The 25571-nt window shown below is 61.8% G+C and carries 26 protein-coding genes; 25 read left to right on the forward strand and 1 reads right to left on the reverse strand.

The features are described from left to right. Window positions 1-152: 152 nt before the first annotated feature. The 25 genes from ACLIKD_RS00810 (at window position 153) to ACLIKD_RS00930 (ending at window position 25086) form a co-directional block, all read left to right on the forward strand. Entirely contained in the window at window positions 153-413 is a 261-nt protein-coding gene (locus ACLIKD_RS00810) for a chaperone NapD (RefSeq protein ID WP_428826773.1), read from the forward strand. Continuing rightward, window positions 410-2923 (forward strand): nitrate reductase catalytic subunit NapA, encoded by a 2514-nt coding sequence (napA, locus tag ACLIKD_RS00815; RefSeq protein ID WP_428826774.1) that lies wholly within the window; start codon window positions 410-412, stop codon window positions 2921-2923. The genes ACLIKD_RS00810 and napA overlap by 4 nt, the downstream gene beginning before the upstream one ends. Before the next feature lie 72 nt (window positions 2924-2995). After that, window positions 2996-3436, forward strand: coding sequence for a nitrate reductase cytochrome c-type subunit (locus ACLIKD_RS00820; RefSeq protein ID WP_226418418.1), 441 nt, complete (start codon window positions 2996-2998; stop codon window positions 3434-3436). Further along, window positions 3436-4074 carry a NapC/NirT family cytochrome c gene (locus tag ACLIKD_RS00825; RefSeq protein WP_428826775.1) on the forward strand — a complete coding sequence of 213 codons (639 nt, stop codon included), beginning with the start codon at window positions 3436-3438 and terminating at the stop codon, window positions 4072-4074. Before ACLIKD_RS00820 ends, ACLIKD_RS00825 begins: the two co-directional genes overlap by 1 nt. A gap of 226 nt (window positions 4075-4300) precedes the next feature. Next, window positions 4301-4600 (forward strand): HU family DNA-binding protein, encoded by a 300-nt coding sequence (locus tag ACLIKD_RS00830; protein ID WP_226418420.1) that lies wholly within the window; start codon window positions 4301-4303, stop codon window positions 4598-4600. Between the two features lie 57 nt (window positions 4601-4657). Further along, complete coding sequence (locus tag ACLIKD_RS00835; protein ID WP_428826776.1) at window positions 4658-5002, forward strand: hypothetical protein; 345 nt, start codon at window positions 4658-4660, stop codon at window positions 5000-5002. Window positions 5003-5042: 40 nt separating this feature from the next. Beyond that, window positions 5043-6206: a UbiH/UbiF family hydroxylase gene (locus tag ACLIKD_RS00840; protein ID WP_428826777.1), complete on the forward strand. Its 1164-nt coding sequence runs from the start codon at window positions 5043-5045 to the stop codon at window positions 6204-6206. 9 nt (window positions 6207-6215) lie between these two features. Further along, window positions 6216-6920 (forward strand): DsbC family protein, encoded by a 705-nt coding sequence (locus ACLIKD_RS00845; protein WP_428826778.1) that lies wholly within the window; start codon window positions 6216-6218, stop codon window positions 6918-6920. Between the two features lie 388 nt (window positions 6921-7308). Then, window positions 7309-7755 carry a division/cell wall cluster transcriptional repressor MraZ gene (gene mraZ, locus ACLIKD_RS00850; RefSeq protein WP_226418424.1) on the forward strand — a complete coding sequence of 149 codons (447 nt, stop codon included), beginning with the start codon at window positions 7309-7311 and terminating at the stop codon, window positions 7753-7755. After that, complete coding sequence (gene rsmH / locus ACLIKD_RS00855; RefSeq protein ID WP_428826779.1) at window positions 7752-8678, forward strand: 16S rRNA (cytosine(1402)-N(4))-methyltransferase RsmH; 927 nt, start codon at window positions 7752-7754, stop codon at window positions 8676-8678. Before mraZ ends, rsmH begins: the two co-directional genes overlap by 4 nt. Further along, window positions 8678-8956, forward strand: a complete 279-nt coding sequence (ftsL, locus tag ACLIKD_RS00860; RefSeq protein ID WP_226418426.1) for a cell division protein FtsL — start codon at window positions 8678-8680, stop codon at window positions 8954-8956. The genes rsmH and ftsL overlap by 1 nt, the downstream gene beginning before the upstream one ends. After that, the gene (locus tag ACLIKD_RS00865) at window positions 8956-10704 is read left to right on the forward strand and encodes a peptidoglycan D,D-transpeptidase FtsI family protein (protein ID WP_226418427.1); all 1749 of its coding nucleotides are present in this window, start codon (window positions 8956-8958) and stop codon (window positions 10702-10704) included. Before ftsL ends, ACLIKD_RS00865 begins: the two co-directional genes overlap by 1 nt. Continuing rightward, window positions 10701-12185 carry a UDP-N-acetylmuramoyl-L-alanyl-D-glutamate--2,6-diaminopimelate ligase gene (locus ACLIKD_RS00870; protein ID WP_428826780.1) on the forward strand — a complete coding sequence of 495 codons (1485 nt, stop codon included), beginning with the start codon at window positions 10701-10703 and terminating at the stop codon, window positions 12183-12185. Before ACLIKD_RS00865 ends, ACLIKD_RS00870 begins: the two co-directional genes overlap by 4 nt. Continuing rightward, window positions 12182-13591: a UDP-N-acetylmuramoyl-tripeptide--D-alanyl-D-alanine ligase gene (locus ACLIKD_RS00875; RefSeq protein ID WP_428826781.1), complete on the forward strand. Its 1410-nt coding sequence runs from the start codon at window positions 12182-12184 to the stop codon at window positions 13589-13591. Before ACLIKD_RS00870 ends, ACLIKD_RS00875 begins: the two co-directional genes overlap by 4 nt. Then, window positions 13591-14694: a phospho-N-acetylmuramoyl-pentapeptide-transferase gene (mraY, locus tag ACLIKD_RS00880; protein ID WP_428826782.1), complete on the forward strand. Its 1104-nt coding sequence runs from the start codon at window positions 13591-13593 to the stop codon at window positions 14692-14694. Before ACLIKD_RS00875 ends, mraY begins: the two co-directional genes overlap by 1 nt. Then, window positions 14694-16049 carry a UDP-N-acetylmuramoyl-L-alanine--D-glutamate ligase gene (murD, locus tag ACLIKD_RS00885; protein WP_428826783.1) on the forward strand — a complete coding sequence of 452 codons (1356 nt, stop codon included), beginning with the start codon at window positions 14694-14696 and terminating at the stop codon, window positions 16047-16049. Before mraY ends, murD begins: the two co-directional genes overlap by 1 nt. After that, on the forward strand, window positions 16043-17206 hold the full coding sequence (ftsW, locus tag ACLIKD_RS00890; protein ID WP_226418432.1) for a putative lipid II flippase FtsW: 1164 nt from the start codon (window positions 16043-16045) through the stop codon (window positions 17204-17206). The genes murD and ftsW overlap by 7 nt, the downstream gene beginning before the upstream one ends. 121 nt (window positions 17207-17327) lie before the next feature. Then, window positions 17328-18386: an undecaprenyldiphospho-muramoylpentapeptide beta-N-acetylglucosaminyltransferase gene (murG, locus tag ACLIKD_RS00895; RefSeq protein WP_428826784.1), complete on the forward strand. Its 1059-nt coding sequence runs from the start codon at window positions 17328-17330 to the stop codon at window positions 18384-18386. Then, the gene (gene murC / locus ACLIKD_RS00900; protein WP_428826785.1) at window positions 18383-19774 is read left to right on the forward strand and encodes a UDP-N-acetylmuramate--L-alanine ligase; all 1392 of its coding nucleotides are present in this window, start codon (window positions 18383-18385) and stop codon (window positions 19772-19774) included. Before murG ends, murC begins: the two co-directional genes overlap by 4 nt. After that, on the forward strand, window positions 19771-20688 hold the full coding sequence (locus ACLIKD_RS00905) for a D-alanine--D-alanine ligase (RefSeq protein ID WP_226418435.1): 918 nt from the start codon (window positions 19771-19773) through the stop codon (window positions 20686-20688). Before murC ends, ACLIKD_RS00905 begins: the two co-directional genes overlap by 4 nt. Window positions 20689-20696: 8 nt before the next feature. Beyond that, entirely contained in the window at window positions 20697-21437 is a 741-nt protein-coding gene (locus ACLIKD_RS00910) for a cell division protein FtsQ/DivIB (protein WP_428826786.1), read from the forward strand. A 4-nt stretch (window positions 21438-21441) separates the two neighbouring features. Beyond that, a complete protein-coding gene (ftsA, locus tag ACLIKD_RS00915) occupies window positions 21442-22671 on the forward strand; it encodes a cell division protein FtsA (RefSeq protein WP_226418437.1) in 1230 nt (409 codons plus the stop codon). A gap of 35 nt (window positions 22672-22706) precedes the next feature. Beyond that, entirely contained in the window at window positions 22707-23894 is a 1188-nt protein-coding gene (gene ftsZ, locus ACLIKD_RS00920; protein ID WP_428826787.1) for a cell division protein FtsZ, read from the forward strand. An 82-nt stretch (window positions 23895-23976) separates the two neighbouring features. Then, on the forward strand, window positions 23977-24891 hold the full coding sequence (lpxC, locus tag ACLIKD_RS00925) for a UDP-3-O-acyl-N-acetylglucosamine deacetylase (RefSeq protein ID WP_428826788.1): 915 nt from the start codon (window positions 23977-23979) through the stop codon (window positions 24889-24891). 6 nt (window positions 24892-24897) lie between these two features. Then, the gene (locus ACLIKD_RS00930; RefSeq protein ID WP_428826789.1) at window positions 24898-25086 is read left to right on the forward strand and encodes a hypothetical protein; all 189 of its coding nucleotides are present in this window, start codon (window positions 24898-24900) and stop codon (window positions 25084-25086) included. Here the strand turns inward: ACLIKD_RS00930 and ACLIKD_RS00935 are convergent. After that, a complete protein-coding gene (locus ACLIKD_RS00935) occupies window positions 25073-25570 on the reverse strand; it encodes a DciA family protein (RefSeq protein ID WP_428826790.1) in 498 nt (165 codons plus the stop codon). The two genes, ACLIKD_RS00930 and ACLIKD_RS00935, sit on opposite strands and share 14 nt — an antisense overlap. Between the last annotated feature and the right edge of the window lies 1 nt (window position 25571).

Here is a 25571-nt window from a genome sequence, read left to right on the forward strand (position 1 = left end):
TCAAAAGAACTAATACCACGCCATCATTGGAACTAGCCTGATTCTGTCAGCAGTATCCAGTTGATTCAAATCAAATGCTGATCTATTCAGGATCCGGAACATTGCCGGCGAAGCAGTTATCGACAGTAAGTGTCCCAGGAGGATTAGGCCGGATGAACATATCCAGTGCCATTTTGTACATTGCGCCAGAACGCCTCGAAGAGGCATGTGTGGCGTTGCTCCAGATGCCGGGTGTGGAAATTCATGCCAGGAGTCCTGAGGGGAAGGTCGTCGTCACTCTGGAGGATGACGATACCAATTCGGCTGCGGACAGTTACGTGGCCTTGCATGGTGTTGCCGGCGTCGTATCGGTAGCCATGGTCTATCAATACAGCGACGACGAATCAAAAGATACCGAGGAGGTAGAGGCGTGAAGCTCAATCGACGGGATTTCATCAAAGCCAATGCAGCAGCGGCGGCGATTTCTGCGGCAGGTTTGTCCGCACCGGGTGCAGCTGTGGCCCAGGGCAAGGACGAAATTCGCTGGGACAAGGCAGCCTGCCGCTTTTGCGGCACCGGTTGCGGTGTTCTGGTTGGCACTCAGGATGGGCGCGTTGTCGCTACCCAGGGTGACCCCGATGCACCGGTCAATCGTGGCCTGAACTGTATCAAGGGCTATTTCCTGTCCAAGATCATGTACGGTGCCGACCGTCTGAAGACGCCGCTGCTCCGCATGAAGGACGGCAAGTACGACAAGAACGGCGAATTTACGCCGATCTCCTGGACCAAGGCCTTTGACATCATGGAAGAAAAGGCCAAGGCCACCATGAAGGCCAAGGGGCCGAATGGTCTGGCCATGTTCGGTTCCGGCCAATGGACTATCTGGGAAGGCTATGCTGCCGCCAAGTTGATGAAGGCCGGCTTCCGCACCAACAACCTCGACCCCAACGCCCGCCACTGCATGGCCTCAGCCGTTGCCGGCTTCATGCGCACCTTCGGTATCGATGAGCCGATGGGATGCTATGACGACATCGAGCATGCCGACGCCTTCGTGCTGTGGGGCTCGAACATGGCCGAGATGCACCCGATTCTGTGGACCCGCATCACCGACCGCAAGCTCTCGAACAAGGGCGTCAAGGTCGCCGTATTGTCGACCTTCGAGCATCGCTCCTACGAGCTGGCCGACATCCCGATGATCTTCACGCCGCAGACGGATCTGGCGATTCTCAATTACATCGCCAATTACATCATCCAGAACGGCAAGGTCAATCAGGCATTTGTCGACAAGAACGTCAATTTCAAGAAGAGCGCCACCGACATCGGCTATGGCCTGCGTCCGACACACGCTCTGGAAAAGAATGCGACGAGCAACGGTTATCCTGGTGCTGATGGCAAGCCGAAGGGGGATACCGGCAAGTCCGATCCGATCACCTTCGACGAATTCAAGAAATTCGTTTCCGAATACACCGTTGAAAAAGTCTCCAAGCTGTCCGGTGTGTCCGAGAAGGATCTCAAGGCACTGGCTGAGTTGTATGCCGATCCCAAGGTCAAGGTTGTTTCCTTCTGGACCATGGGTTTCAACCAGCACACCCGGGGCACCTGGGCGAATAACCTCTGCTACAACATCCACCTGCTGACCGGCAAGATCTCGGAGCCGGGCAACAGCCCGTTCTCGCTGACCGGCCAGCCTTCCGCCTGTGGCACGGCACGCGAAGTCGGCACCTTCTCGCATCGCCTGCCGGCCGACATGGTCGTCACCAACCCGGAACATCGCAAGCATACGGAAGAGCTGTGGGGCCTGCCGGAAGGCACGATTCCCGACAAAGTTGGCTACCACGCCGTGGCCATGGCGCGCGCCCTGAAGGACGGCAAGGTCAATTTCTACTGGCAGCAGTGCAACAACAACATGCAGGCCGGTCCGAATATCAATGAGGAACTCTATCCGGGCTGGCGCAAGCCGGAGAACTTCATCGTCGTGTCCGATCCGTATCCGACGGTATCGGCCATGGCCGCCGACCTTATCCTGCCGACCGCCATGTGGGTCGAAAAGGAAGGCGCTTACGGCAATGCCGAGCGGCGTACCCAGTTCTGGCGTCAGCAAGTCAAAGCGCCGGGTGAGTCTCGCTCCGATCTGTGGCAGTTGATGGAATTCTCCAAGCGCTTCAAGGTCGAGGAAGTCTGGCCGGCCGAATTGGTCGCCAAGGCGCCGAAGCTCAAGGGCAAGACGCTGTTCGACGTACTCTACGCCAATGGTGTGGTGAACAAGTACAAGCTGAATGAAACAGCCGCCGGCTTCGATAATGAAGATTCCAAATTGCTGGGTTTCTACATCCAGAAGGGTTTGTTCGAAGAGTACGCGGCATTCGGTCGCGGTCATGGCCACGATCTGGCACCGTTCGACAGCTACCACCAGGCCCGCGGCCTGCGCTGGCCGGTGGTTGGCGGCAAGGAAACGCTGTGGCGCTTCCGGGAAGGTTATGACCCGTACGTCAAGAAGGGCGAGGGCGTCAAGTTCTACGGCCACAAGGACGGCAGGGCAGTCATCTTCGCGCTGCCCTATCAGCCGCCCGCCGAGTCGCCGGACAAGGAATTCGACATGTGGCTATCGACCGGTCGTGTGCTAGAGCATTGGCATACCGGTACGATGACCCGGCGTGTGCCGGAACTCTACAAGGCCTTCCCCGATGCAGTTGTCTTCATGCACCCGGATGACGCCAAGGCGCGTGGTTTGCAACGCGGCATGGAGGTGAAGGTGGCTTCGCGGCGCGGTGAAATCCAATTGCGTGTCGAGACGCGTGGTCGCAACAAGCCGCCGCGTGGTCTGGTCTTCATCCCTTTCTTTGACGCCGGCCGTCTGGTTAACAAATTGACGCTGGATGCGACTTGCCCGATTTCGAAGGAAACGGACTACAAGAAGTGTGCAGTCAAGGTGACCAAGGTCTGACGCGGTCGATAACAAAAATGAGCGACAAAGCGGCCGGCGGCACTGCCCCGGCCGTTCATCGGAGGTAATAAAATGAGATTGATCACTGCACTGGCCTTGGCCGCAGGCATGCTCCTGGGAGGAGTTGGCGGCGTCGGCGCGCAGGAACTGGTGAATGAAATCGGTCATGTGTCGATCGAGGGGAATTCGAAGGTCGACATGTTCCGCCCGGAGAAAGACAAGGAGAGCATTCCGCGCAATTTCCAGAAACAGCCGCCGCTGATCCCGCACAGCATCAAGGGCTACAACATCACGCAGAACTTCAACAAGTGCATGGACTGCCACTCGAAAGAGCGCGCCGACGAAACCGGGGCGACCAAGGTTGCCAAGTCGCACTATCTCGACCGGGAAGACAAAAAGCTGAGCAATATTTCTCCCCGTCGCTACTTCTGCATGCAATGTCACGTACCGCAGTTCGACGCCAAGCCACTGGTCGAAAACACTTATAAGCCAGCTGCCAAAAAGGGGGAATGATGAGTCTCGAAAAATATATGCCCGCCTGGGTCAAGCGGATTGGCTTGGTGACTGCGCTGTTGATTTTCGTCGCCGGTATCGTCTTCTGGGGTGGTTTCAACTGGGCGCTGGAGGCAACCAACAAGGAGGCTTTCTGTATTTCCTGCCACGAGATGGAAGAAAACGTTTTCAAGGAATACCAGAACACCATCCACTATACGAACCGGACCGGCGTGCGCGCCACTTGTCCGGACTGTCACGTGCCCAAGGAATGGGGCCCGAAGATGATCCGCAAGATGCAGGCCTCGAACGAAGTGCTGCACAAGATTCTGGGCAGCGTCGATACGCCGGAGAAATTCAACAAGAAGCGTCACGAACTGGCGCAGCATGAATGGGATCGCATGAAGGCCAGCGATTCCCGCGAATGCCGCAACTGCCACCGTTTCGACTACATGGATTACACCGAGCAAGGCAATCGTGCTGCCCGTATGCATCCGAAGGCCTTTGACGAGGGCAAAACCTGTATCGACTGCCACAAGGGCATCGCTCACCAGTTGCCGGCAATTGACCAGCATATCGGCACGCAAAACGAGGGGGCTGTGGCCATTTCGCACGGCGAGAAGCCGGCCGAGGCTGCCGAGGCTGCCGAGAAAAAATAGTCGTTGCGGCATTCAGGCATCAAGACAACCCCGGCCAACGACCGGGGTTGTCGTTTTTGAAAGCCTCATCCGCGCGGGCAGTGGTAAAGATGCAAAACTTCTTGAACGGTGCGTGAATAAAGGCTTTTGGCATCAACACATATTCAATCAGGTATGCTACTTTTAGCCTGCTGCCGTTCTGACGGCCAGTTTTCTTAAACAAACACAGGTAACAGGAGTCACTTAGATGAATAAATCCGAGCTGGTCGAAGTTGCTGCAAAAGAAGCTGGTATTACCAAGGCTGCTGCCGATAAGGCGTTGTCAGCTATTATCGGTGCGGTCGTCCAGACTGTATCCAAGGGGGAATCTGTTACTCTCGTCGGTTTCGGTACGTTCAAGTCAGCGCAGCGCGCAGCGCGCACCGGCAAGAATCCCAAAACCGGCGCTACGCTCAAGATCCCGGCAACCACGGTGCCGAAATTTACCGCCGGTACCGCTTTCAAGGCTGCCGTTGCCCCCAAGAAGCCCGCTGCCAAGAAGAAATAATCTGGCATTACCCAATGCGGGGCCCGTCATGAATGGGCTCCGCTTTTTTGATTTGCGATGACTAATTCGAATCCCGAAAACCTGCCTGAAGATCCGCCCGTTGTGGCGCCGCCGCCCAACGATAATCGCCGCCGCTTGCGAGAGCTTCTGTCGATCCCGGAGCGTGACCGTTCCGATGAACAGTGGGATGAAATCATCGAGCTGGAAATCCAGCTCGCTCCCGGCAACCGCATCTCCGGAAACGAGCCCAGTGCCAATGTCGGACGTGGTCCGATGTCCCAGAGCAAACCTGGTGGTGGCGGTGGGCCGCAGCAGAAAAAACACCGGCCGCGCACGAACAACAACAATAACAACCGTCGTCCGCGCCAGAACAAGCCGCCTTCTGGCGGTACGCCTGCCTGAGCGTTTTGCCTCGTTTCGTTGACGCGGCATAATTGCCGTCATGCAGCAATTTGATCTGATCATTGTCGGCGGCGGTCTGGCTGGCGCCAGTCTGGCGCTTGCGCTGCGCGACTCGCGCCTACGCATCGCGCTGGTGGAAACTCAAGCACCGCACCCGCCGGCGAACTGGGATGCGCGCATCTATGCGATCAGCCCGGCCAACGTTTCCTTTCTCGAAGCGATCGGCGCCTGGAAGCATCTGGATATGACGCGCGTTACCCCGATTCGGGCAATGCGGGTGCATGGCGACGGCGGTGGAAGAATCGATTTTTCGGCGTTTGAGACCGGTGTTTCCGAACTGGGCTGGATACTCGAATCGTCGCTGATGGCCTGCGAATTCTGGGAAAGCGCCAAACGCCAGGCCAACCTCACGCTCTTCTGTCCGGCCAAACCGGCCCAACTGGAGTTGCGTCAGGATGCCGCCGTGCTCTCGTTGAGCGATGGTGCGGTACTTTCCGGAAAGTTGTTGGTCGGGGCCGATGGGCGCGATTCCTGGGTGCGCCAGGCGGCTGGATTGACAGCGGTCAACACGTCTTATGGCGAAAAAGGGCTGGTCGCCAACTTTGCGACGGAAAAACCGCATCGCAATATCGCTTATCAATGGTTTCGTGACGACGGCGTGCTGGCTTATTTGCCTTTGCCCGGGAACCGTATCTCGATCGTCTGGTCGACTCAGGATGAGCACGCTGACGACCTCTGTGCACTGTCACCGGAGCCGTTGTGTGATCGAGTTGCCGAGGCTGGCGAACATGTTCTTGGCCAACTCGAATTGCTGACGCCGGCCGTTGCCTTTCCCTTGCGCTTGATGCGTGTCCCGCAGACGGTGGCCCCGCGCCTCGCGCTGGTTGGCGATGCGGCGCACGGTATCCATCCGCTCTCCGGTCATGGCATCAACCTCGGCTTCCAGGATGTGAGTGAGTTGGCGAAGCTGTTGTCCAATGCACAACCGTGGTTCGATATCGGTCAGGAGCGTTTCCTGCAACGTTATCAGCGCGCCCGGCGCGAAGAAACAGTCCTGATGCAGTCGGCAACCGACGGTTTGCGCCGGCTGTTTCGCGACTCGTCGCCCGGCTTGGGGCCGTTGCGTAATCTCGGGTTGAACCTGACCAATCGCCTGCCTTTTGTAAAAAACTCCCTGGTGCGTTACGCATTGGGTGCCTTCTAGGAGATTTGCATGTTGAAAAAGCTGTTGCCGCTCGTCCTGATGCTGGCCTTTGCTTCACAGGCTGTGGCAGATGAAGCGGACATCAAGAAGGCGATGGAGGCCAAGCTCGGCACCAAGATCGAAAGCGTCACCAAGTCCGGATATCTCGGGCTTTACGAAGTGTATGCCGACGGAAATATTCTTTATACCGACGAGAAGATGACGGCTTTCATCGCTGGCGGTCAGTTGATCGAAGGCAAGTCGATGAAAAACGTCACCGAGGAGCGCATGCGCAAGCTGACGGCCATCCGCTTTGGCGATCTGCCGTTTGAGCGTGCCATCAAGCAGGTGCGCGGCGATGGCAAGCGGGTGCTGGCGACGTTCGAGGATCCGAACTGCGGTTACTGCAAGCGGCTGGCCAAGGATCTCCAGAAGCTGGATAACGTCACGATATACACCTTCCTGCTGCCGATCCTGTCTGAAGATTCGATTCGCAAGTCGAAGCAGATCTGGTGTTCGGCTGATCGCGCCAAGACCTGGAATGACTGGATGCTTGATGGCAAGGCACCGGCCGGCCGGGACGATTGCGATACCTCGGCGGTCAGTAAAAATCAGGAATTCGGTCGCAAGTTGAATATTTCCGGAACGCCAACCATGTTCTTCGGCGATGGCGAACGCGTGCCGGGCGCAATGCCGCTGGCGCGTATCGAGCAGAGGCTCAACCAAGTCAAGTAGCGCAGGCTGTTTGATTCGATATACAAGAGGCAGCTTCGGCTGCCTCTTGTATATCTGCCTGGCGAGGCGCGGTACCGCGCCTGAGCCCTGCTGCAGGGCGCGTCGGGGCGATGCCAAAACGGTCTGATTCGACCGCATTTTTACTACGACGGCATTGTTGGCGATGGCCTTTCTTCGCCCTTGTAGAACTCCTTATAAGTCACTTTAAGTGTTGAGTTTCGACCTTTGATTTTTAAAGGAAAAATTCGACATTCGCCGTCGACAAAAGCGTTCCTAAGTCATTGTTGCAAAAGAAAAAAATACAAATTTCTCTATTGACTGTGGGGGGTTCATGTTCTAAAGTGGGAAAACGTGTCGAAATGTGGGTAAACGGGGAGCGAAGCGGAAGATGTTCGAAGGGGCTACAGCACTCAGTCTGGATGCAAAGGGGCGGCTTGCCATACCGGCAAGACACCGCGAGCCCCTGCTCGCCGCCGCCGAGGGCTCGCTCGTCCTGACGGCGCACCCGCATCGCTGTCTGCTGCTTTACCCTTCGCCGGCCTGGCAACCGATCCGCGATCAGATTCTCAAGGCGTCCAGCCTGGATACCCGTGCCGCCTCGATCAAACGCGTCCTGGTTGGTAATGCGCGTACCGAGGAACTCGATTCGGCCGGGCGCATTCTCGTCGCGCCGGAACTTCGCGACTACGCCAATCTCGAAAAGACGGTCTATCTGGTCGGTATGGGGTCGCATTTCGAAATCTGGAGTGAGGCTGGCTGGAAGCAACAGAACGATCTGGCTGCGGAGGCGCTGTCCGGCGACCTGCCGCCGGGCTTCGGAGATCTGGTGCTGTGACCGCGGGTGGCACCCACGTCACGGTGCTGCTTGACGAGGCGGTTCAGTCCCTGGCGATCAAGCCGGACGGTGTCTATATGGATGCCACCTTCGGGCGCGGCGGGCATAGCCGGCGGATTCTTGCCGCGCTGAATGAACGCGGCCGCCTGATCGCCGTCGACCGCGACCCGTCGGCCATTGCGGCCGGGGCAACAATCAATGATTCCCGTTTTCAGCTGGTCCATCGCGCCTTTGGTGAAATCGCCGAAGCGGCGCGCGAGGCTGGTGTGCAGAATGTGGATGGAATCCTTTTTGATGTAGGGGTGTCGTCGCCGCAAATCGACGATGGGGGGCGCGGTTTCAGCTTCCGCCACGATGCACCGCTCGACATGCGTATGGATACGACGCAGGGCGAGACGGCCGCCGAGTGGCTGGCGCGGGCCGAAATAAGGGACATAACGGAGGTTATTAGAAATTATGGCGAAGAACGGTTTGCTTTCCAGATTGCAAAGAAGGTTGTGGCTGCTCGGCTCGAACAGCCTATTGTCACAACAGCTCAGTTCGCGGCCATCGTACGCGCGACCGTGCGCACCCGTGAGCCAGGGCAGGACCCGGCGACGCGCAGCTTTCAAGCTTTACGGATTCATATCAATCAAGAGCTCCGCCAGCTGGAAGTAGCCTTGCCGCAAGCGCTTGACTTGTTGAAGCCGGGTGGTCGCCTGGTGGTGATTTCCTTCCATTCGCTGGAGGATCGCATCGTCAAGAATTTCATGCGCGCCCAGTCGTCGGCCGATGATCTGCCGAAAGGCCTGCCTTTGCGGGCCGACCAGTTGCCGCAACCGAAATTGCGCCTGGTCGGCAAAATGATCAAGCCGTCGGCGGCGGAAATCGCGGCCAATCCGCGCGCCCGGAGCGCCGTGATGCGGGTGGCCGAAAAACTGTAATGGTCCGTTTCAACATGATCCTTCTCCTGATCGTCGTCGTTTGCGCGCTGGGTGTTGTCACCTCCCAGCATCGCGCGCGCAAGCTGTTTCAGGATCTGGAGAGCGAGCAGGAGCGGGCGCGTCAGCTCGATGTCGAGTATGGCCAACTGCAGCTTGAGATGTCGACCTGGGCGACGCATCCGCGGGTCGAAAAAATCGCCCGTGACCGTCTGCACATGGTTTCGCCCGATGCGCTGAGTGCGAAGCGCCCGCCAGCCGCCGCCAAAGGAGGTGCCTGATGGGTGTCCGGCGGCGTCCCCAGCGCGGGCATCGGTTTACCGAAAGCCCGGTGCTGCAACTGGCGTTGCAGGGCTGGCGTTCGCGTACCGTCGGCTTGCTGCTGATGGGCGCTTTCCTGGCGCTGGTGGCGCGCGGTTTCTATTTGCAGGTAATCAACAACGACTTTCTGCAGGAGAAGGGCGATTCGCGCTACCGCCGCGATATCGAAGTTTCCGCTTCGCGCGGCAAGATCACCGACCGCAACGGCGACATGCTGGCGGTGTCGACGCCGATGAAGTCGATCTGGGCGATCCCCGGCGATGCCCGGGCGATGCCGGGGCAGCAGAAGCAGCAACTGGCCGCGTTGCTCGAGATGACCGTCAAGGAGCTGGATGGCAAGCTGGTCTCGGACAAGACCTTCGTCTTCGTTAAGCGCCAGGTGCCGCCGGAAACGGCCGATCGCATTGCCGCGCTGAAGCTGCCCGGCGTCCATCAGGAAAAGGAATATCGCCGGTATTACCCGACCGGAGACATGACGGCGCATGTCGTCGGGTTTACCGGCGTTGACGACAAGGGCCTGGAGGGCGTCGAACTGGCTTTCCAGAACAGTCTGCTCGGCCACTCGGGGAGCCGCAGCGTGATCAAGGACCGCCGCGGCCAGATTGTCGAAGACGTCGGTGCGCTGAAGCCGCCGATGGATGGCAAGGATGTCCGGCTGGCCCTCGACTCGAAGATTCAATATCTGGCCTACAGCCAGCTCAAGGCGGCGGTCGAGACCAACAATGCCAAGGCCGGCGGCGCCATCGTCATCGATGCGCGGACCGGCGAGATACTGGCGCTGGCCAACTGGCCGACCTACAACCCGAACAACCGCCAGCGCCTGTCCGGCGCCCAGCTGCGCAACCGGGCCATCACCGATACCTTCGAGCCGGGGTCGGTGATGAAGCCGTTTACCGCCGCGCTGGCGCTGGAAAAAGGCAAGGTTCGCTTCGATACCGTGATCAATACCGCGCCGGGCCGCCTGACCATCGGCTCGGCGACCATCTCCGATTCCCATGCGCATGGTCTGCTGACCGTCGCCCAGATAATCCAGAAATCGTCCAACGTCGGCACGGCGAAGATCGCCCTCGGTTTTTCGCCGCAGGAATTGTGGGAGATGTTCGATGGCGTCGGTTTCGGCCAGGCGCCCAATCTCGGCTTTCCGGGCGAGGTCGTTGGCCGTTTGCGGCCGTGGAAAAGCTGGCGGCCGATCGAGCAGGCAACGATGTCCTACGGCCATGGCATTTCGGTCAGCCTGGTTCAGCTGGCCCGGGCCTATACCGTTTTTGCCCGTGACGGCGAGTTGATTCCCTTGTCGCTGATTCGCCTGGAAGATACGCCAGTGCGCGGCGTCCGTGTTTTTTCGCCGCAGACCACCCGCGAAATCAGGGCCATGCTGGAAATGGCCGTGCAACCGGAAGGGACCGCGCCCAAGGCCCGGGTCGCGGGCTATCGCGTCGGCGGCAAGACCGGTACGGCCTACAAGGTAGAAGGCGGTGTCTATGCCAGAAAATACGTCGCCTCGTTTGTCGGCATCGCGCCGATCGGCGACCCGCGCCTGATTGTCGCGGTGATGATCGACGAGCCTTCCGCTGGCGGCCACTTTGGTGGCGATGTCGCTGGCCCGGCATTTTCGTCGATCGCCGGCGGCGCCTTGCGGACCATGGGCGTGCCGCCCGATGCGCCGGTCCAGGTGGCCGAGGCCAATCTCGGAAAGGGAGCGCTGTGACTACGCCGCGCGAAATCCTGCAGCGTCTGGAAGCCATCGGCATCGTGCCGAGTGGGGTTGCCGACGACAGCCGCCAGGTCTTGCCGGGCGATCTCTTTCTCGCTTATCCCGGCGATCTGGCCGACGGCCGGCGCTATATCGGCGATGCCCTGGCGCGCGGCGCGGTGGCCGTTGCCTGGCAAGCGGGCGGTGATTTTGCGTGGGATCCGGCGTGGGCCGTTGCCAATCTGCCGGTTGCCGCTTTGCGTTCGCTGGCCGGGCCGCTTGCCCATGCCGTCTATGGCTATCCGAGCGAAAGCTTGTCGTTGATCGGGATTACCGGCACCAACGGCAAGACGACGATCAGTCAATGTATCGCCAAGGTCTACCCGAAGCGCTGTGCCATTATCGGCACGCTCGGCGCCGGATTTCCCGATGCCCAGGTCGACACCGGCTTCACCACCCCGGAAGCGACCACCTTGATGCGCTATCTGGCGCAATTCCGCAGCGCCGAGGCGGCCGCCTGTGCCCTGGAAGCCAGTTCGATCGGCATTCAGGAAGGGCGGCTGAACGGCGCCCGGGTCGACGTTGCCGTGTTTACCAATATCACCCGCGATCATCTCGATTACCACCGGACGATGGACGCCTATGCCGCGGCCAAGGCGCGCCTGTTCAGCTGGCCGCGCCTGCGGACGGCGATCATCAATCTGGACGACGAATTCGGTTTGCAGCTGATTCGCGAAACGACGGCGATGCGTGTGCTGGGCTACGCCATTGGCGAACCGCGGCGCGACTTCCCGGCGCTGGTGCGGGCCGAGAATCTGGTCGATACGCCCTTTGGCCAGCGCTTCACGCTGATCCTGCCGAACGGTCGGGGTACTGTCGATACCGGTCTGGTCGGCCGTTACAACATTTCGAATCTGCTGGCCGTCGCTGCCGTCTTGCACGATGCCGGCATGGCCGTGGCCGATGTGGTCCGTCGCCTGTCCGAACTGACGCCGCCGCCCGGGCGGATGGAGCGAGTGGGCGGCAATGGCGAGCCACTGGTCGTGGTCGACTACTCGCACACGCCGGATGCGCTGGAAAATGCCCTGGTCGCCTTGCGCGATGTGGTGACGCCGCGCGGCGGCCGGCTGAGCGTCGTCTTTGGCTGCGGCGGCGATCGCGACAAGGGCAAGCGGCCGCTGATGGGCGGCGTCGCCGAGCAACGGGCCGACCGGGTGCTGGTGACCAGCGACAACCCGCGCAGCGAAATGCCGCAAGCCATCATCGACGACATCCTGGACGGCATGCGCCATGCCGAAGTCGAAATCGACCGAGCGACGGCAATCCGCCGCGCCATTCTCGAAGCCGACGAGCGCGACGTCATCCTGCTGGCCGGCAAGGGCCATGAGTCCTATCAGGAAACGGCCGGCATCCGCACCCCATTTTCCGACCTTGAGCAGGCGCAGGCTGCGCTGACCTTGCGTCGTACCGATAACAATAAGGAGATCGCCGAATGAACTGGCTACTCTCGCAAGTTGCCCACGCCGTCGACGGGCGCCTGGTTGGCGCCGACCTGGCGTTGAACGGTGTTTCCACCGATACACGGGCGATTGGCCCCGGGCAGTTGTTCATCGCCTTGAGCGGTGACAACTTCGATGCCCATGATTTTCTCGCCCAGGCCGTGGCCAGTGGCGCCGCTGCGCTGCTGGTCGCCGATGCGGCGAAGTTGCCGGCCGGCGTCCCGGCCGTCGTCGTCGCCGATACCCGCCTCGCCCTCGGCCGCCTGGCCGCCGCCTGGCGCGCCAGCTTTGCGCTGCCGGTGATTGCCGTGACGGGCTCGAATGGCAAGACGACGACCAAGGAAATGATCGCCGCCATCCTTGCCGCCGCCTTCGGCGATGCCGTCCTGGCGACGCGCGGCAACTTAAACAACGATATCGGCCTGCCGCTCACGCTACTCGGCCTGAATGCCACGCACCGTGCCGCGGTGATCGAGATGGGCATGAACCATCCCGGCGAAATCGCCTACCTGGCGCCGATCGGCGCCCCGACCGTGGCGCTGGTAACCAATGCCCAGCGCGCCCACCTCGAAGGGATGGGCGACCTCGACGAAGTGGCGCGGGAAAAAGGCAGTCTGTTCGCCGGCCTGCAGCCGAACGGTATCGCCTTGGTCAATGGCGATGATTGCTACGCCGGGCTGTGGCGCGAGATGGCCGGAGCGCATACGGTCCGCAGCTTCGCCATCGATCATGCCGCCGACGTGCATGCGACGGTGCATCAGCACGGGCTGGAAATGGCACTCGAACTGACGGCGCCGGAAGGCGAGGCTGCGCTCCATCTGCGTATTCCCGGTCGGCACAATGCCCGCAATGCGGTTGCCGCAGCGGCCGCCTGCCTTGCTGCCGGGGTTCCGATGGCCGCCGTGGTCGCCGGGCTGGAGGCCTTCTCCGGCGTCAAAGGCCGCCTGCAAAGGCGGGCCGGCCGCAAGGGCGCCGAGATTCTCGACGACACCTACAACGCCAATCCGGATTCGGTGCGCGCCGGCATCGACGTGCTGGCCTCGACCATCGGCCGCAAGCTGTTCGTGCTCGGCGACATGGGCGAAATCGGCGAAGCCAGTGGCCAGTATCACGACGAGATCGGCGGCTATGCCAAGAGCCAGGGCATCGACCGGCTGTATGCGCTGGGCGAGGCAGCCCAGCAGGCGGTGCGCAATTTTGGCGAAGGGGCCAAACACTACTGCCATATCGACAAGCTGATTGCCGCGGTGGACAAGGAGTTGGGGCCGGACACCACGGTGCTGGTGAAAGGCTCGCGCTTCATGAAAATGGAACGGGTGGCCGATGCGCTGACCGCGTCCTCCGCCACTGACTCGACTGCCGCCGCCGTGCCACCGACCAAGCCAGCCGGGGAGAACCACTGATGCTACTCGAACTCGCCCAATGGCTGGCCCAGGACGTGCGTTTCTTCAACGTCTTCAACTACATTACGCTGCGCACGGTGCTGGCGGCGATGACCGCGCTGCTGATTTCCTTCGTTTCCGGTCCGCGCGTCATCCGCTGGCTGGCCGCCAAGAAAATCGGCCAGGCGGTGCGCACCGACGGACCGCAGACCCACCTCGTCAAATCCGGCACGCCGACCATGGGCGGCGTCCTGATCCTGATCTCGATCGGGGTGACGACGCTGCTCTGGGCCGACCTCTCCAACAAGTATGTATGGACGGTGCTGGTCGTCACGCTCGGCTACGGCATCGTCGGCTGGTACGACGACTGGAAGAAGGTGGTCTACCGCGACCCGAAAGGCCTGTCGGCCAAGTGGAAATATTTCTGGCAATCGCTGCTCGGTATCGGCGCCGCGCTGTTTCTCGCCTTCTCGGCCAAGTCGGGAGCCGAAACGCAGTTGATCGTGCCTTTCTTCAAGACCATCGCCTATCCGCTCGGCATCATCGGCTTCATCACGCTGACCTATTTCGTCATCGTCGGGACCAGCAACGCGGTGAATCTGACGGACGGTCTGGACGGCCTGGCCATCATGCCGACCGTGATGATCGCTTCGGCCTTCGTGCTTTTTGCCTACGTCACCGGTCATGCCGTCTATGCCAAGTATCTGCTGATCCCTTACGTGCCGGGCGCCGGCGAGTTGTGCATCCTGCTCGGCGCGATCGCCGGGGCCGGACTGGGCTTCTTGTGGTTCAACGCCTATCCGGCCGAAGTGTTCATGGGCGACGTCGGCGCGCTGGCCCTCGGCGCGGCGCTCGGCACCGTCGCCGTGATCATCCGCCAGGAAATCGTGCTGCTGATCATGGGCGGTGTATTCGTCGTCGAAACGCTGTCGGTGATGCTGCAGGTCGGCTATTTCAAATACACCAAGAAACGTTTCGGCGAGGGCCGGCGCATCCTGCGCATGGCGCCGCTGCACCACCATTTTGAACAAACCGGCTGGAAGGAGACGCAGGTCGTCGTCCGCTTCTGGATCATCACCATCATGCTCGTGCTGGTCGGGCTGTCCTCGTTGAAATTGCGCTAATGGAACTCAGGGGCAAACGCGTTGCGGTAATCGGACTCGGCGAGTCCGGGCTGGCGATGGCCAAGTGGCTACATCGCCAGGGCGCGTTCGTCCGGGTCGCCGATTCGCGCGCCAATCCGCCGAATCTTGACGCGCTGGCACAGGTCGCCCCCCAGGCCGAAGTGATCGCCGGGCCGTTTGCCGCCCCCACCTTTGCCGGCCTCGACCTCGTTGCGCTGTCGCCCGGCGTGGCCAAGGCGACGCCGGAGATCGCCGGGCTCGATCTGCCGATCATTTCGGAAATCGAGCTGTTCGCCGCCGGCGTGCGCGAGCAGGTGCCGACCTCGCAGATCATCGCCATCACCGGCAGCAACGGCAAGACCACCACCACGGCGCTGACCGCCCACCTGCTGAACGGCGCCGGCGTGCCGGCCATCGCCTGCGGCAACATCTCGCCGTCGGCTCTCGACGCGCTGATGGATGCGCAGGATGCCGGCCAGCTGCCGGCCGTCTGGGTGGTCGAACTGTCGAGCTTCCAGCTCGAAACGACACACCATTTGAACGCCGCGGCGGCCACCGTCCTCAACGTTTCCGAGGACCACCTCGACCGCTACGACGGCAGTCTGGCCAATTACGCAGCGGCCAAGTCGCGCGTCTTCCAGGGGCGGGGCGTCATGGTCCTCAACCGCGAGGACGACTGGTCGATGGCCAATGGCCAGTGCGGCCGCAAGATCGTCACCTTCGGCCTGAACGCCGCGCCGCGTGGCGTCGATTACGGCCTGGCCAGTGGCATGATCTGCCGCGGCAAGGCGGCGATTGTCGCGCTTGACGACCTGCAACTGAGCGGCCTGCACAATGCTGCCAATGCCATGGCGGCGCTGGCGCTGTGCGAAGCGGTCGGGGTCGCGGCCGAACGTCTGGTCGAGCCGCTGAAGGCCTTTGCCGGTCTGCCGCATCGGGTCGAAACGGTGGCCGAGATCGGCGGCGTGCTCTACGTCGACGATTCCAAGGGCACCAATGTCGGCGCCACGCTGGCCGCCATTGAAGGCATGGGCCGCAAGGTGGCCATCGTGCTCGGTGGCGACGGCAAGGGCCAGGATTTCTCGCCGCTCAAGCCGGCCCTGGAAAAACATGGCCGGGCGGTCGCGCTGATCGGTCGCGATGCCGCTGCCATCGGCATGGCCCTCGAAGGCAGCGGCGTGCCGACCCGCATTCTCGGCGACATGGCTGCCGCCGTGCGCTGGCTGGCCGAATACGCCGAGGCCGGCGATTGCGTGCTGCTCTCGCCGGCGTGCGCCAGCCTCGACATGTACCGCAATTACGCCCATCGCGCCGAAGCCTTCATCGCGGCGGTCAAGGAGTTGCCATCATGCTGATCGGCGCCCTCGACTCGCCGCGCCGCCAGGTGGCCGAAATTGACTACGCGCTGTTGTGGAGCGTGTTGATCCTGCTGTTCACCGGTCTGGTGATGGTCTATTCGGCATCCATCGCGATTGCCGAAGGCGGGCGCTTTACCAACCACCAGCCGGCCTATTACCTGGTGCGTCACGGCATTTTCCTGTGCATCGGCTTGGTCGCCGCCGCGGTGGCTTTCCAGGTGCCGCTGGCGCTGTGGCAGAAATCGGCGCCGTATCTGTTCATGGCCGGCGTCGTCCTGCTCGCCATCGTGCTGATTCCCGGCATCGGCCGGGATGTGAATGGCGCCCGCCGCTGGCTGCCGCTCGGCTTTGCCAACCTGCAGCCGTCAGAACTGATGAAGCTGTTCGCCGTGCTCTACGCCGCCGACTACACGGTGCGCAAAATCAACGTGATGCACGATTTGAAGCAGGCCTTCCTGCCGATGTTCGGTGCCATGGCCATCGTCGGCATGCTGCTCCTCAAGGAGCCGGACTTCGGCGCCTTCGTCGTGATCATCTCGATCGCCATGGGCATTCTCTTCCTCGGCGGCCTGAAGGCGCGTTTGTTCGCCCTGCTGATCTTCGGCCTGCTGATCGCCTTTGCGGTGATGATCATCGTCTCGCCCTACCGGCGCGACCGGGTGTTCGGCTTCATGGATCCGTGGGCCGACGCTTTCGGCCGCGGCTACCAGTTGTCGCATTCGCTGATCGCTTTCGGGCGTGGCGAACTGTTCGGCGTCGGGCTGGGGGCCAGTGTCGAGAAGCTGTTCTACCTGCCGGAAGCGCATACCGACTTCCTGCTCGCGGTGATCGCCGAGGAACTCGGCTTCTTCGGTGTGCTGGCGGTGATTGCCCTGTTCGCGCTGCTCGTTCAGCGCGCCTTTGCCATCGGCCGGCGCTGCGTCCAGCTCGATCGCCTCTACCCGGCGCTGGTCGCCATGGGCATGGGCATCTGGTTCGGCGTGCAGTCCTTCATCAACATGGGCGTCAACATGGGCCTGCTGCCGACCAAGGGCCTGACCCTGCCGCTGATGAGTTTCGGCGGTTCTGGGGTGCTGGCGAACTGCGTCGCCCTGGCCATACTTTTGCGCGTCGACTGGGAAAATCGCCAATTGATGCGCGGAGCCAAGCTATGACGAAGCCAGGTATGTATTCGCATCAATTGGCGATTTCGGCGCAGGCTAACCCGGCGCAGCCGGTGTTAAGCGCGCAGCGCGGCTGTAGCCAAAATCGCCAGATGATGCGCGGGGACAAGCTATGAACAAAACCATCCTGATCATGGCCGGCGGGACCGGCGGGCACATCTTCCCGGCCCTTGCCGTCGCCGACAAAATGCGCCACCGCGGCTGGCGGGTCGTCTGGCTCGGTAATCCCGACGGCATGGAGGCGCGGCTGGTGCCGCAAAGCGGTTTTGAAATGGTCTGGGTCAAGTTCGCCGCGCTGCGCGGCAAGGGCATCCTGCGCAAGCTGTTGCTGCCGTTCAATCTGCTGCGCGGTTTCTGGCAGGCGCAAAAGCTGATTCGCCAGATCGCCCCGGATGTCGTGCTCGGCATGGGCGGCTACATCACCTTTCCCGGCGGCATGATGGCCTCCTTGCTGGGCAAGCCGCTTGTCCTGCACGAACAGAATTCGGTGGCCGGGCTGGCCAATCGCGTGCTGGCCGGTGTCGCCGACCGCATCGCGACGGGCTTTCCGAATGTCCTGGCCAAGGGGGTCTGGCTCGGCAACCCGGTGCGTCCGGAAATCGCCGCCATCGCACCGCCGGCCGAGCGTTTTGCCGAGCGCAGCGGCGCCTTGCGGCTGCTCGTCATTGGCGGCAGCCTCGGCGCCCAGGCGCTGAACGAGATGGTCCCCAAGGGCATGGCCCTGCTCGCCGCCGACGAGCAGCCGCAAATCGTTCATCAGGCCGGCGAGAAGCATCTCGAGGCCCTCAAGGCCAATTACGCCGCGGTTGGGGTCCAGGCGCATTGCGTGCCCTTCATCGAAGACATGGCCGGCGCCTATGCCTGGGCCGATCTGGTCATTTGCCGGGCCGGCGCGCTGACCATCGCCGAGCTGGCCGCAGCCGGCGTGGCGAGCATCCTGGTGCCTTTTCCGCATGCGGTCGATGACCACCAGACGGGCAACGCGAAATTCCTGGTCAATGTCGGCGGCGCTTTCCTGCTGCCGCAAGACGAACTGACCCCGGAGAGCATCTCGTTGATCCGCAACTACAGTCGCAGCCAGTTGCTGGAAATGGCTGAAAAGGCCCGCAGTCTGGCCAAGCCCGATGCCACCGAAGAAGTGGCGAATATTTGTGCAGAGAGTGCGAAATGAAACACAAAGTCAAACACATCCACTTCGTCGGCGTCGGTGGTTCGGGCATGAGCGGCATCGCCGAAGTGCTGGCCAACCTGGGCTACACGGTGAGCGGTTCGGACCTGGCGGCGAGCGCCACGACCCGTCGTCTGGAAGGCGAGGGCGTCAAGGTGATGATCGGTCACGCCGCCGAAAACATTCGCGGCGCGCAGGCTGTCGTCGTCTCGACGGCGGTCAAGGCCGATAACCCGGAAGTGGTGGCGGCTCGCGAACTGAATATACCGGTGGTGCCGCGCGCTCAGATGCTGGCCGAACTGATGCGCCTGAAGCGTGGCATCGCCATCGCCGGTACGCATGGCAAGACGACGACGACCAGTCTGGTCACCAGCATCCTGGCCGAAGGCGGGCTCGATCCGACCTTCGTCATCGGCGGTCGCTTGAATGCGGCCGGCGCCAACGCCCGGCTGGGCAGCGGCGATTTCCTGGTGGCCGAGGCCGACGAGTCCGATGCCTCCTTCCTGTTCCTGTCGCCGGTCCTTTCGGTCGTTACCAATATCGACGCCGATCACATGGAAACCTACGGCCACGATTTCGAGCGGCTGAAAGGCGCCTTCGTCGATTTTCTCAGCCGCCTGCCGTTCTACGGCGTTGCCGTGCTCTGTGCTGACGATGCCAACGTCCGCGCCATCATGCCGCAGGTCGCCAAGCAGATCGTCACCTACAGCCTGAGCCCAGGCAGCAACTTTTACGCCGAGAACGTCGTGGCGGCCGACGGCCAGATGCGCTTCGACGTCGTGCGGGTCAATGGTTCGGTCTCCCGGCTGTCGATCACACTCAATCTGCCCGGTTTGCACAATGTCCTGAACGCGCTGGCGGCGATTGCCGTGGCCACCGAGTTGCAGGTGCCGGATGCCTCGATCATCAGGGCGCTGGCCGAGTTCAAAGGGGTCGGGCGGCGCTTCCAGCGCTATGGCGAAGTGTCCCTGCCGGCCGGCGGTTCATTCACGCTGGTCGACGATTACGGCCATCACCCGGTGGAGATGGCGGCGACCCTGGCTGCCGCCCGCGGCGCCTTCCCCGGCCGCCGCCTGGTGCTGGCTTTTCAGCCGCACCGCTACACCCGGACGCGCGACTGCTTCGAGGACTTCGTAAAGGTGCTGTCTACCGTCGACGCCCTGTTGCTGGCCGAAATCTACGCCGCCGGCGAAGCGCCGATCGTCGCTGCCGACGGCCGCTCGCTGGCCCGCGCCCTGCGCGTCGCCGGCAAGGTCGAGCCGGTGTTCGTCGAAGATATCGCGGCGATGCCGCAAACGATTATGGATGTCGCCCGCGACGGCGACGTGGTGTTGACCATGGGTGCCGGTTCGATCGGTGCGGTGCCCGGCAAGGTGGTGGAAGCAAAATGAGCGGTTTCGGTAAAGTTGCAGTCCTCTTCGGCGGAACCTCCGCCGAACGCGAGGTTTCCCTCAATAGCGGTTCGCGCGTCCTGGCGGCCTTGCAGGGCCAGGGCATCGACGCCCATGCCTTCGATCCGGCCGAACAGCCGCTCGACGCGCTGAAGGGCTACGACCGCGCCTTCGTCGCGCTGCATGGCCGGCACGGCGAGGACGGCACGATCCAGGGGGCGCTGGAATTGATGCACATTCCCTACACCGGTTCCGGCGTGATGGCGTCGGCGCTGGCCATGGACAAATTCCGCACCAAGCTGCTGTGGCAGGCGGCCGGCCTGCCGATCCCGGAATATGCGCTGTTGACCGCCGACTCCGATTTCGCCGAGGTCGAGGAAGAGCTGGGCCTGCCGATTTTCGTCAAGCCGGCCCATGAAGGTTCGTCGATCGGCATCAGCAAGGTCAAGGAACGCGGCGGCCTGCAGCAGGCCTACGCCGAGGCGGCCCGCCACGACCCGCTGGTGATCGCCGAAAAGGGCGTGATGGGTGGCGAATACACGGTCGGCATCATCGGCTGCGGCGCCGACATGGTGGCCTTGCCGATCATCAAGATCGAGCCGGCCACCGACTGGTACGACTACGAAGCCAAGTACAACCGCGACGACACCCGCTACCTGTGCCCGTGCGGCCTGCCCGAAGCCAAGGAAATGGAAATCCGCAAGGGCGCGCTGGAAGCCTTCCGCATCCTCGGTGGGCGCGGCTGGGGACGGGTCGATTTCCTGATGGATGAAGATGGCAAGCATTACTTTCTGGAAGTGAATACGGCGCCCGGCATGACCGACCACTCGCTGGTCCCGATGGCGGCGCGGGTGGCTGGCATGGAGTATCCGGCGCTGGTCCGCCGCGTGCTCGAACTGGCAGCCAACGACTGAGACGATGAATGTGGAACAAACCGCACCTGCTCAACGCCATTGCCGACCTGCTGATGCTGGTCGCGGCGGCTGCGCTGCTGGCCGCCGCCGCGGTCTGGCTGGCGAGGGTGCCGTCGCTGCCGGTACGCCAGGTGGTGTTTGCCGAGCCGCTGCAGCACACGCGCCGGCAGGAAGTGGAGCAGGCCTTGCCGGGCGCCCTGCAAGGCAATTTCTTCAGCCTGAATCTGGAGACGGTGCGCGGCGCGCTGGAAAAGCTGCCCTGGGTACGCCAGGTCGAAGTGCGGCGGATCTGGCCGGCACAGTTGGAAGTGAAGGTCGAGGAACACCGTCCGCTGGCGCGCTGGGGCGATGGGCGCGGCGAACTGGTCAACAGCTACGGCGAGGTCTTTGCCGCGATGGCGGCCATCGAGGAAGCGGCGGCATTGCCGCTGTTGTTCGGGCCGCAGGGCACGGCGCCCGAGGTGTTGACGCGTTATGGCGAGTTTGTCGGCCGCTTCAGCGCAGTGCACGAAAAGCCGGTGCAGTTGCTGCTGTCGCCGCGGCTGGCCTGGCAGTTGAAGCTGGAGAGCGGCATGGTCGTCGATATGGGGCGGGAGCAGCCGAAGTCGCCGGTCGGCGTGCGGTTGCAGCGTTTTATCGAGGTTTATCCGGAAACGGTCGCCAACCGGGCGAACCGGCCGGTCGTGGTGGATTTGCGGTATCCGAACGGCTTTGCGATGCGAGTCGCAAGCGAGGGGAAGGGGAAGTAAGCATATGAGCAGGGATAACAAGGATCTGGTGGTCGGTCTGGATATCGGGACGTCGAAAATCGTCGCGCTGGTCGCCGAGATCAACCAGGAAGGCCAATTGAACGTCATCGGCATGGGTTCGCAGGATTCGCGCGGCCTGAAAAAGGGCGTCGTGGTGAACATCGAGGAAACGGTGCACACCATCAGCCGGGTCATTCAGGAAGTCGAGCTGATGGCCGACTGCAAGGTCAAGGATGTGTACACCGGGATTGCCGGCAGCCACATCAAGAGCTTCAACTCGAACGGCATGGTGGCGATCAAGGACAAGGAAGTGACGCAGAGCGACGTCGAGCGTGTCATCGAGACCGCCAAGGCGATGCCCATCCCGGCCGATCAGGAAATCCTGCACATCCTCACCCAGGAATTCGTCATCGACGGCCAGGACGGCATCCGCGAGCCGATCGGCATGAGCGGCATGCGTCTCGAAGTGAAGACGCATATCGTCACCGGCGCCATCTCGGCCGCCCAGAACATCGTCAAGTGCGTCCGCCGTTGCGGCCTGGAAGTCAACGACCTGGTGCTCCAGCCGCTGGCTTCGAGCTACGCCGTGCTTTCCGAAGACGAGAAGGATCTCGGCGTTTGTCTGATCGACATCGGCGGCGGGACGACCGACATCGCCGTGTGGACGCAGGGCGCGATTCGCCATACCTCGGTGATTCCGATTGCCGGCGACCAGGTCACCAACGACATCGCCATGGCGCTGCGCACGCCGACCCGCGAAGCCGAGGACATCAAGTGCAAGTACGGTTGCGCGCTGTCGCAACTGGCCGACGTCTCCGACAGTCTCGATGTTGCCGGGGTGGACGACCGGCCGAGCCGCAAGTTGAGCCGCCGGGCGCTGGCCGACGTGATCCAGCCGCGCGTCGAAGAGCTTTACGAGTTGATCCAGAACGAACTGCGCCGGGCCGGATTCGAGGAAGTGCTGTCGTCGGGCATCGTTCTGACCGGCGGGGCCAGCGTCATGCCGGGCATGGTCGAGCTGGGCGAGGAAATTTTTCATATGCCGGTCCGTCTCGGCAATCCGAAATACACCGGCAGTCTGGCCGATGTCGTGCAGAGCCCGCATTTTTCGGCGGCCTACGGCCTGCTGCTCGAAGCCCAGGCGCAGCGCAAGCGGGGCCAGAAGATCCAGGAAAAGCAGGGCTTCATGGATGTCTTCGAAGGCATGAAGTCGTGGTTTGCCAAGAATTTTTGATTTGTTTTTGACCAGTTTTTTCAGAGGAGGTAGTTATGTTTGAAATTATCGAGAAAGACGAGGAATCCGGCACCATCATCAAGGTGTTCGGAGTTGGTGGGGCTGGTGGCAATGCCATCGAGCACATGATCCGCGAAGGCGTGAACGGCGTTGAGTTCATCGCCGCCAACACCGATGCCCAGGCGCTCAGCCGCAATGCCGCTCCGAGCAAGCTGTCGCTCGGCAAGACCGGGCTGGGTGCCGGTGCCAAGCCGGAAAAGGGCCAGGAAGCTGCCCAGGCGCATCGCGACGAAATCCGCGCGACACTGGAAGGTTCGCACATGGCCTTCATCACCGCCGGCATGGGCGGCGGCACGGGCACTGGCGCAGCGCCGGTGGTGGCCGAGATCGCCCGTGAAATGGGCATCCTGACCGTCGGCGTGGTGACCAAGCCATTCAGCTTCGAAGGCAACAAGCGGATGAAGGCAGCCGAAGCCGGCATCGCCGAATTCGCCAAGCACGTCGATTCGCTGATCGTCATCCTCAATGACAAGCTGATGGAAGTCATGGGCGACGACGCCGATGTCGACGATTGCTTCAAGGCGGCTGACGATGTGCTGAAAAACGCCGTCGGTGGCATTGCCGAAATCATTACCTACCCGGGCCTGGTGAACGTCGACTTCGAAGACGTCCGCACGGTGATGGGTGAAATGGGCCGCGCCATGATGGGTTCGGCCGCTGCCGCCGGGGTCGACCGGGCGCGCATTGCCGCCGAACAGGCCGTTGCCTCGCCGCTGCTGGAAGGTGTCAATCTGTCCGGCGCCAAGGGCGTGCTGGTCAATATCACCGCTTCGAAGGGCGGCCTCAAGATGAAGGAAGTCAATGAAGTGATGAACACCGTCAAGGCCTTCGCGGCCGACGACGCACACATCATCTTCGGCGCGGTGTACGACGAACTGATGGGCGATGCGCTGCGCGTCACCGTCGTCGCCACCGGTCTCGGTCAGGCTGCCGCTGCTCGTGGCCGCCAGACCTTTGAAGTGATCAACACGCCGGTCGTCCAGGCGCAGGCCACCGGTACGCACGATGCGATCGGCTTCTCCAGCGGCCCGGCGATCGACTACAACCAGATCGCCGACGTTCCGGCCGTCGTGCGCAAGCGCAATGTCACGGTCGAAGCGCTGGCCAACAGCGGTGTCGATCGTTACGACATTCCGGCTTTCCTGCGCAAGCAGGCGGATTGATGTAACAAAAACTCTCTCTGAAAAAGGGTGGCGTCACGTTGTGTTACAATGTGACGCCTTCCCCAATCAATCAAGCACTTACATGCTCAAGCAACGTACGCTCAAGACTATTATCCGCGCCTCCGGCGTTGGCCTGCATGGTGGCGTCAAGGTCAATATGGCCCTGCGTCCGGCCGCCCCGGATACCGGTATCGTCTTTCGTCGCGTCGATTTGCCCGAGCCGCTGGATATCCGCGCAGACGCCTTCATGGTCGGCGATACACGCATGTGCTCCTGTCTGGAAAAGGACGGGGTCAAGGTTGGCACCATCGAGCATCTGATGTCGGCTTTTGCCGGCCTGGGTATCGATAACGCCTGGGTCGATCTGGATGCGCCGGAAGTGCCCATCCTCGATGGCTCGGCAGCACCGTTCGTCTTCCTGATCCAGTCGGCTGGCATCGAAGAACAGAACGCCGCCAAGAAATTCATCCGCGTCACCCACCCCATCGAAGTTCGCGATGGCGACAAGTGGGCGCGTTTCGAGCCTTACGACGGTTATCGTCTGGCTTTCTCCATCGTCTTCAATCATCCGGCCATCGACAAATCGGCCCAAACTGCCGAAATCGATTTCGCCGAGCAGTCCTACACCCGTGAAGTGGCGCGGGCCCGTACCTTCGGTTTCATGCAGGAAGTCGAATACCTGCGCGAAAACGGCCTGGCCCTCGGTGGCGGGCTGGAAAATGCCATCGTTCTCGATGAATTTCGGGTCCTCAATCAGGACGGCTTGCGTTACGGCGACGAGTTCGTTAAACACAAGATTCTCGACGCCATCGGCGATCTCTATCTGCTCGGTCACCCGCTGCTTGCCGCCTATTCGTCGCACAAGGGCGGCCATGCGCTGAATAATCAACTGGCCCGCGAACTGCTCGAACACCAGGAATCCTGGGAACTGGTCACCTTCGAAAAAGCGGAGCGCGCCCCGGCCGGTGTTACCCGCTGGCTCAACCAGCCGGCCTAAACGGCGATGTGGCTGCTGCGTCTGCTGGCAGTCATCCTCGTTCTGGCCATCGGTGCCGGTTTTCTGGTCTATGCCCTGAGCGGCAACCGCTGGTATCTGACGCTCTCTTGGCGACTTCTTCGCTACGGAATTGTCTTTGCGCTGATCATTTTTGCCCTGATGATCATCGAGCGCATTGCCGTCATTCCCGTATAGCGGCGCGCTTCAACAAGGTGTCGAGGGCGGCACGCAAGGGACCGTTCGGCAGGCTGTCGGTAGTCGCCCGCAACGCCACGCAAGCCGATGCCGAGAGCGGTTTCACCGTTGAACTTGTTGATTGGTAAGGAATTTGCCGGGGTTGAACTTTTACGTCCAGGCCGTTACACTCCGGTCCTCCTTTAGATAACTCGTCGCACAAACGCTGGCCCATCTGGCGAATCTTAGTAGCGACCGCGCCGTTATCGGCGTGGATAACGATTTGTCCCAACTTGTAATTCGCAACGTGAGCTGCGTAGCGCAACCCCGCCGGGGCAATCGCTTCGAAGCGCCGTGAGAGCTTGAGCAACAGCCGTGCATGGACCATCAGCTTGCCGGCGGCAGCATCGCTGTCGAGATATTGCTCTGGTCCTTTGTACATAGGAGGTTCCGTGCAGATTATTCTGGTTTCGCGCCATTTGAAGGCGGCACGAACAATCACCATT

The sequence above is a fragment of the Azonexus sp. IMCC34842 genome (genome assembly GCF_050368855.1).
GTDB classification, from domain to species: domain Bacteria; phylum Pseudomonadota; class Gammaproteobacteria; order Burkholderiales; family Rhodocyclaceae; genus Azonexus; species Azonexus denitrificans_A.

Coding starts and splice junctions, on each gene's coding strand:
- murG (WP_428826784.1), top strand. CDS start 17,328: ATGAACAAAACCATCCTGATCATGGCCGGCGGGACCGGCGGGCACATC.
- ACLIKD_RS00905 (WP_226418435.1), top strand. CDS start 19,771: ATGAGCGGTTTCGGTAAAGTTGCAGTCCTCTTCGGCGGAACCTCCGCC.
- ACLIKD_RS00835 (WP_428826776.1), top strand. CDS start 4,658: ATGACTAATTCGAATCCCGAAAACCTGCCTGAAGATCCGCCCGTTGTG.
- ACLIKD_RS00875 (WP_428826781.1), top strand. CDS start 12,182: ATGAACTGGCTACTCTCGCAAGTTGCCCACGCCGTCGACGGGCGCCTG.
- mraZ (WP_226418424.1), top strand. CDS start 7,309: ATGTTCGAAGGGGCTACAGCACTCAGTCTGGATGCAAAGGGGCGGCTT.
- ftsL (WP_226418426.1), top strand. CDS start 8,678: ATGGTCCGTTTCAACATGATCCTTCTCCTGATCGTCGTCGTTTGCGCG.
- ACLIKD_RS00910 (WP_428826786.1), top strand. CDS start 20,697: ATGTGGAACAAACCGCACCTGCTCAACGCCATTGCCGACCTGCTGATG.
- ACLIKD_RS00820 (WP_226418418.1), top strand. CDS start 2,996: ATGAGATTGATCACTGCACTGGCCTTGGCCGCAGGCATGCTCCTGGGA.
- ftsW (WP_226418432.1), top strand. CDS start 16,043: ATGCTGATCGGCGCCCTCGACTCGCCGCGCCGCCAGGTGGCCGAAATT.
- lpxC (WP_428826788.1), top strand. CDS start 23,977: ATGCTCAAGCAACGTACGCTCAAGACTATTATCCGCGCCTCCGGCGTT.
- ftsA (WP_226418437.1), top strand. CDS start 21,442: ATGAGCAGGGATAACAAGGATCTGGTGGTCGGTCTGGATATCGGGACG.
- ACLIKD_RS00845 (WP_428826778.1), top strand. CDS start 6,216: ATGTTGAAAAAGCTGTTGCCGCTCGTCCTGATGCTGGCCTTTGCTTCA.
- ACLIKD_RS00840 (WP_428826777.1), top strand. CDS start 5,043: ATGCAGCAATTTGATCTGATCATTGTCGGCGGCGGTCTGGCTGGCGCC.
- ACLIKD_RS00935 (WP_428826790.1), bottom strand. CDS start 25,570: ATGGTGATTGTTCGTGCCGCCTTCAAATGGCGCGAAACCAGAATAATC.
- ACLIKD_RS00825 (WP_428826775.1), top strand. CDS start 3,436: ATGAGTCTCGAAAAATATATGCCCGCCTGGGTCAAGCGGATTGGCTTG.
- ACLIKD_RS00830 (WP_226418420.1), top strand. CDS start 4,301: ATGAATAAATCCGAGCTGGTCGAAGTTGCTGCAAAAGAAGCTGGTATT.
- mraY (WP_428826782.1), top strand. CDS start 13,591: ATGCTACTCGAACTCGCCCAATGGCTGGCCCAGGACGTGCGTTTCTTC.
- ACLIKD_RS00865 (WP_226418427.1), top strand. CDS start 8,956: ATGGGTGTCCGGCGGCGTCCCCAGCGCGGGCATCGGTTTACCGAAAGC.
- murD (WP_428826783.1), top strand. CDS start 14,694: ATGGAACTCAGGGGCAAACGCGTTGCGGTAATCGGACTCGGCGAGTCC.
- ACLIKD_RS00930 (WP_428826789.1), top strand. CDS start 24,898: ATGTGGCTGCTGCGTCTGCTGGCAGTCATCCTCGTTCTGGCCATCGGT.
- murC (WP_428826785.1), top strand. CDS start 18,383: ATGAAACACAAAGTCAAACACATCCACTTCGTCGGCGTCGGTGGTTCG.
- ftsZ (WP_428826787.1), top strand. CDS start 22,707: ATGTTTGAAATTATCGAGAAAGACGAGGAATCCGGCACCATCATCAAG.
- ACLIKD_RS00810 (WP_428826773.1), top strand. CDS start 153: ATGAACATATCCAGTGCCATTTTGTACATTGCGCCAGAACGCCTCGAA.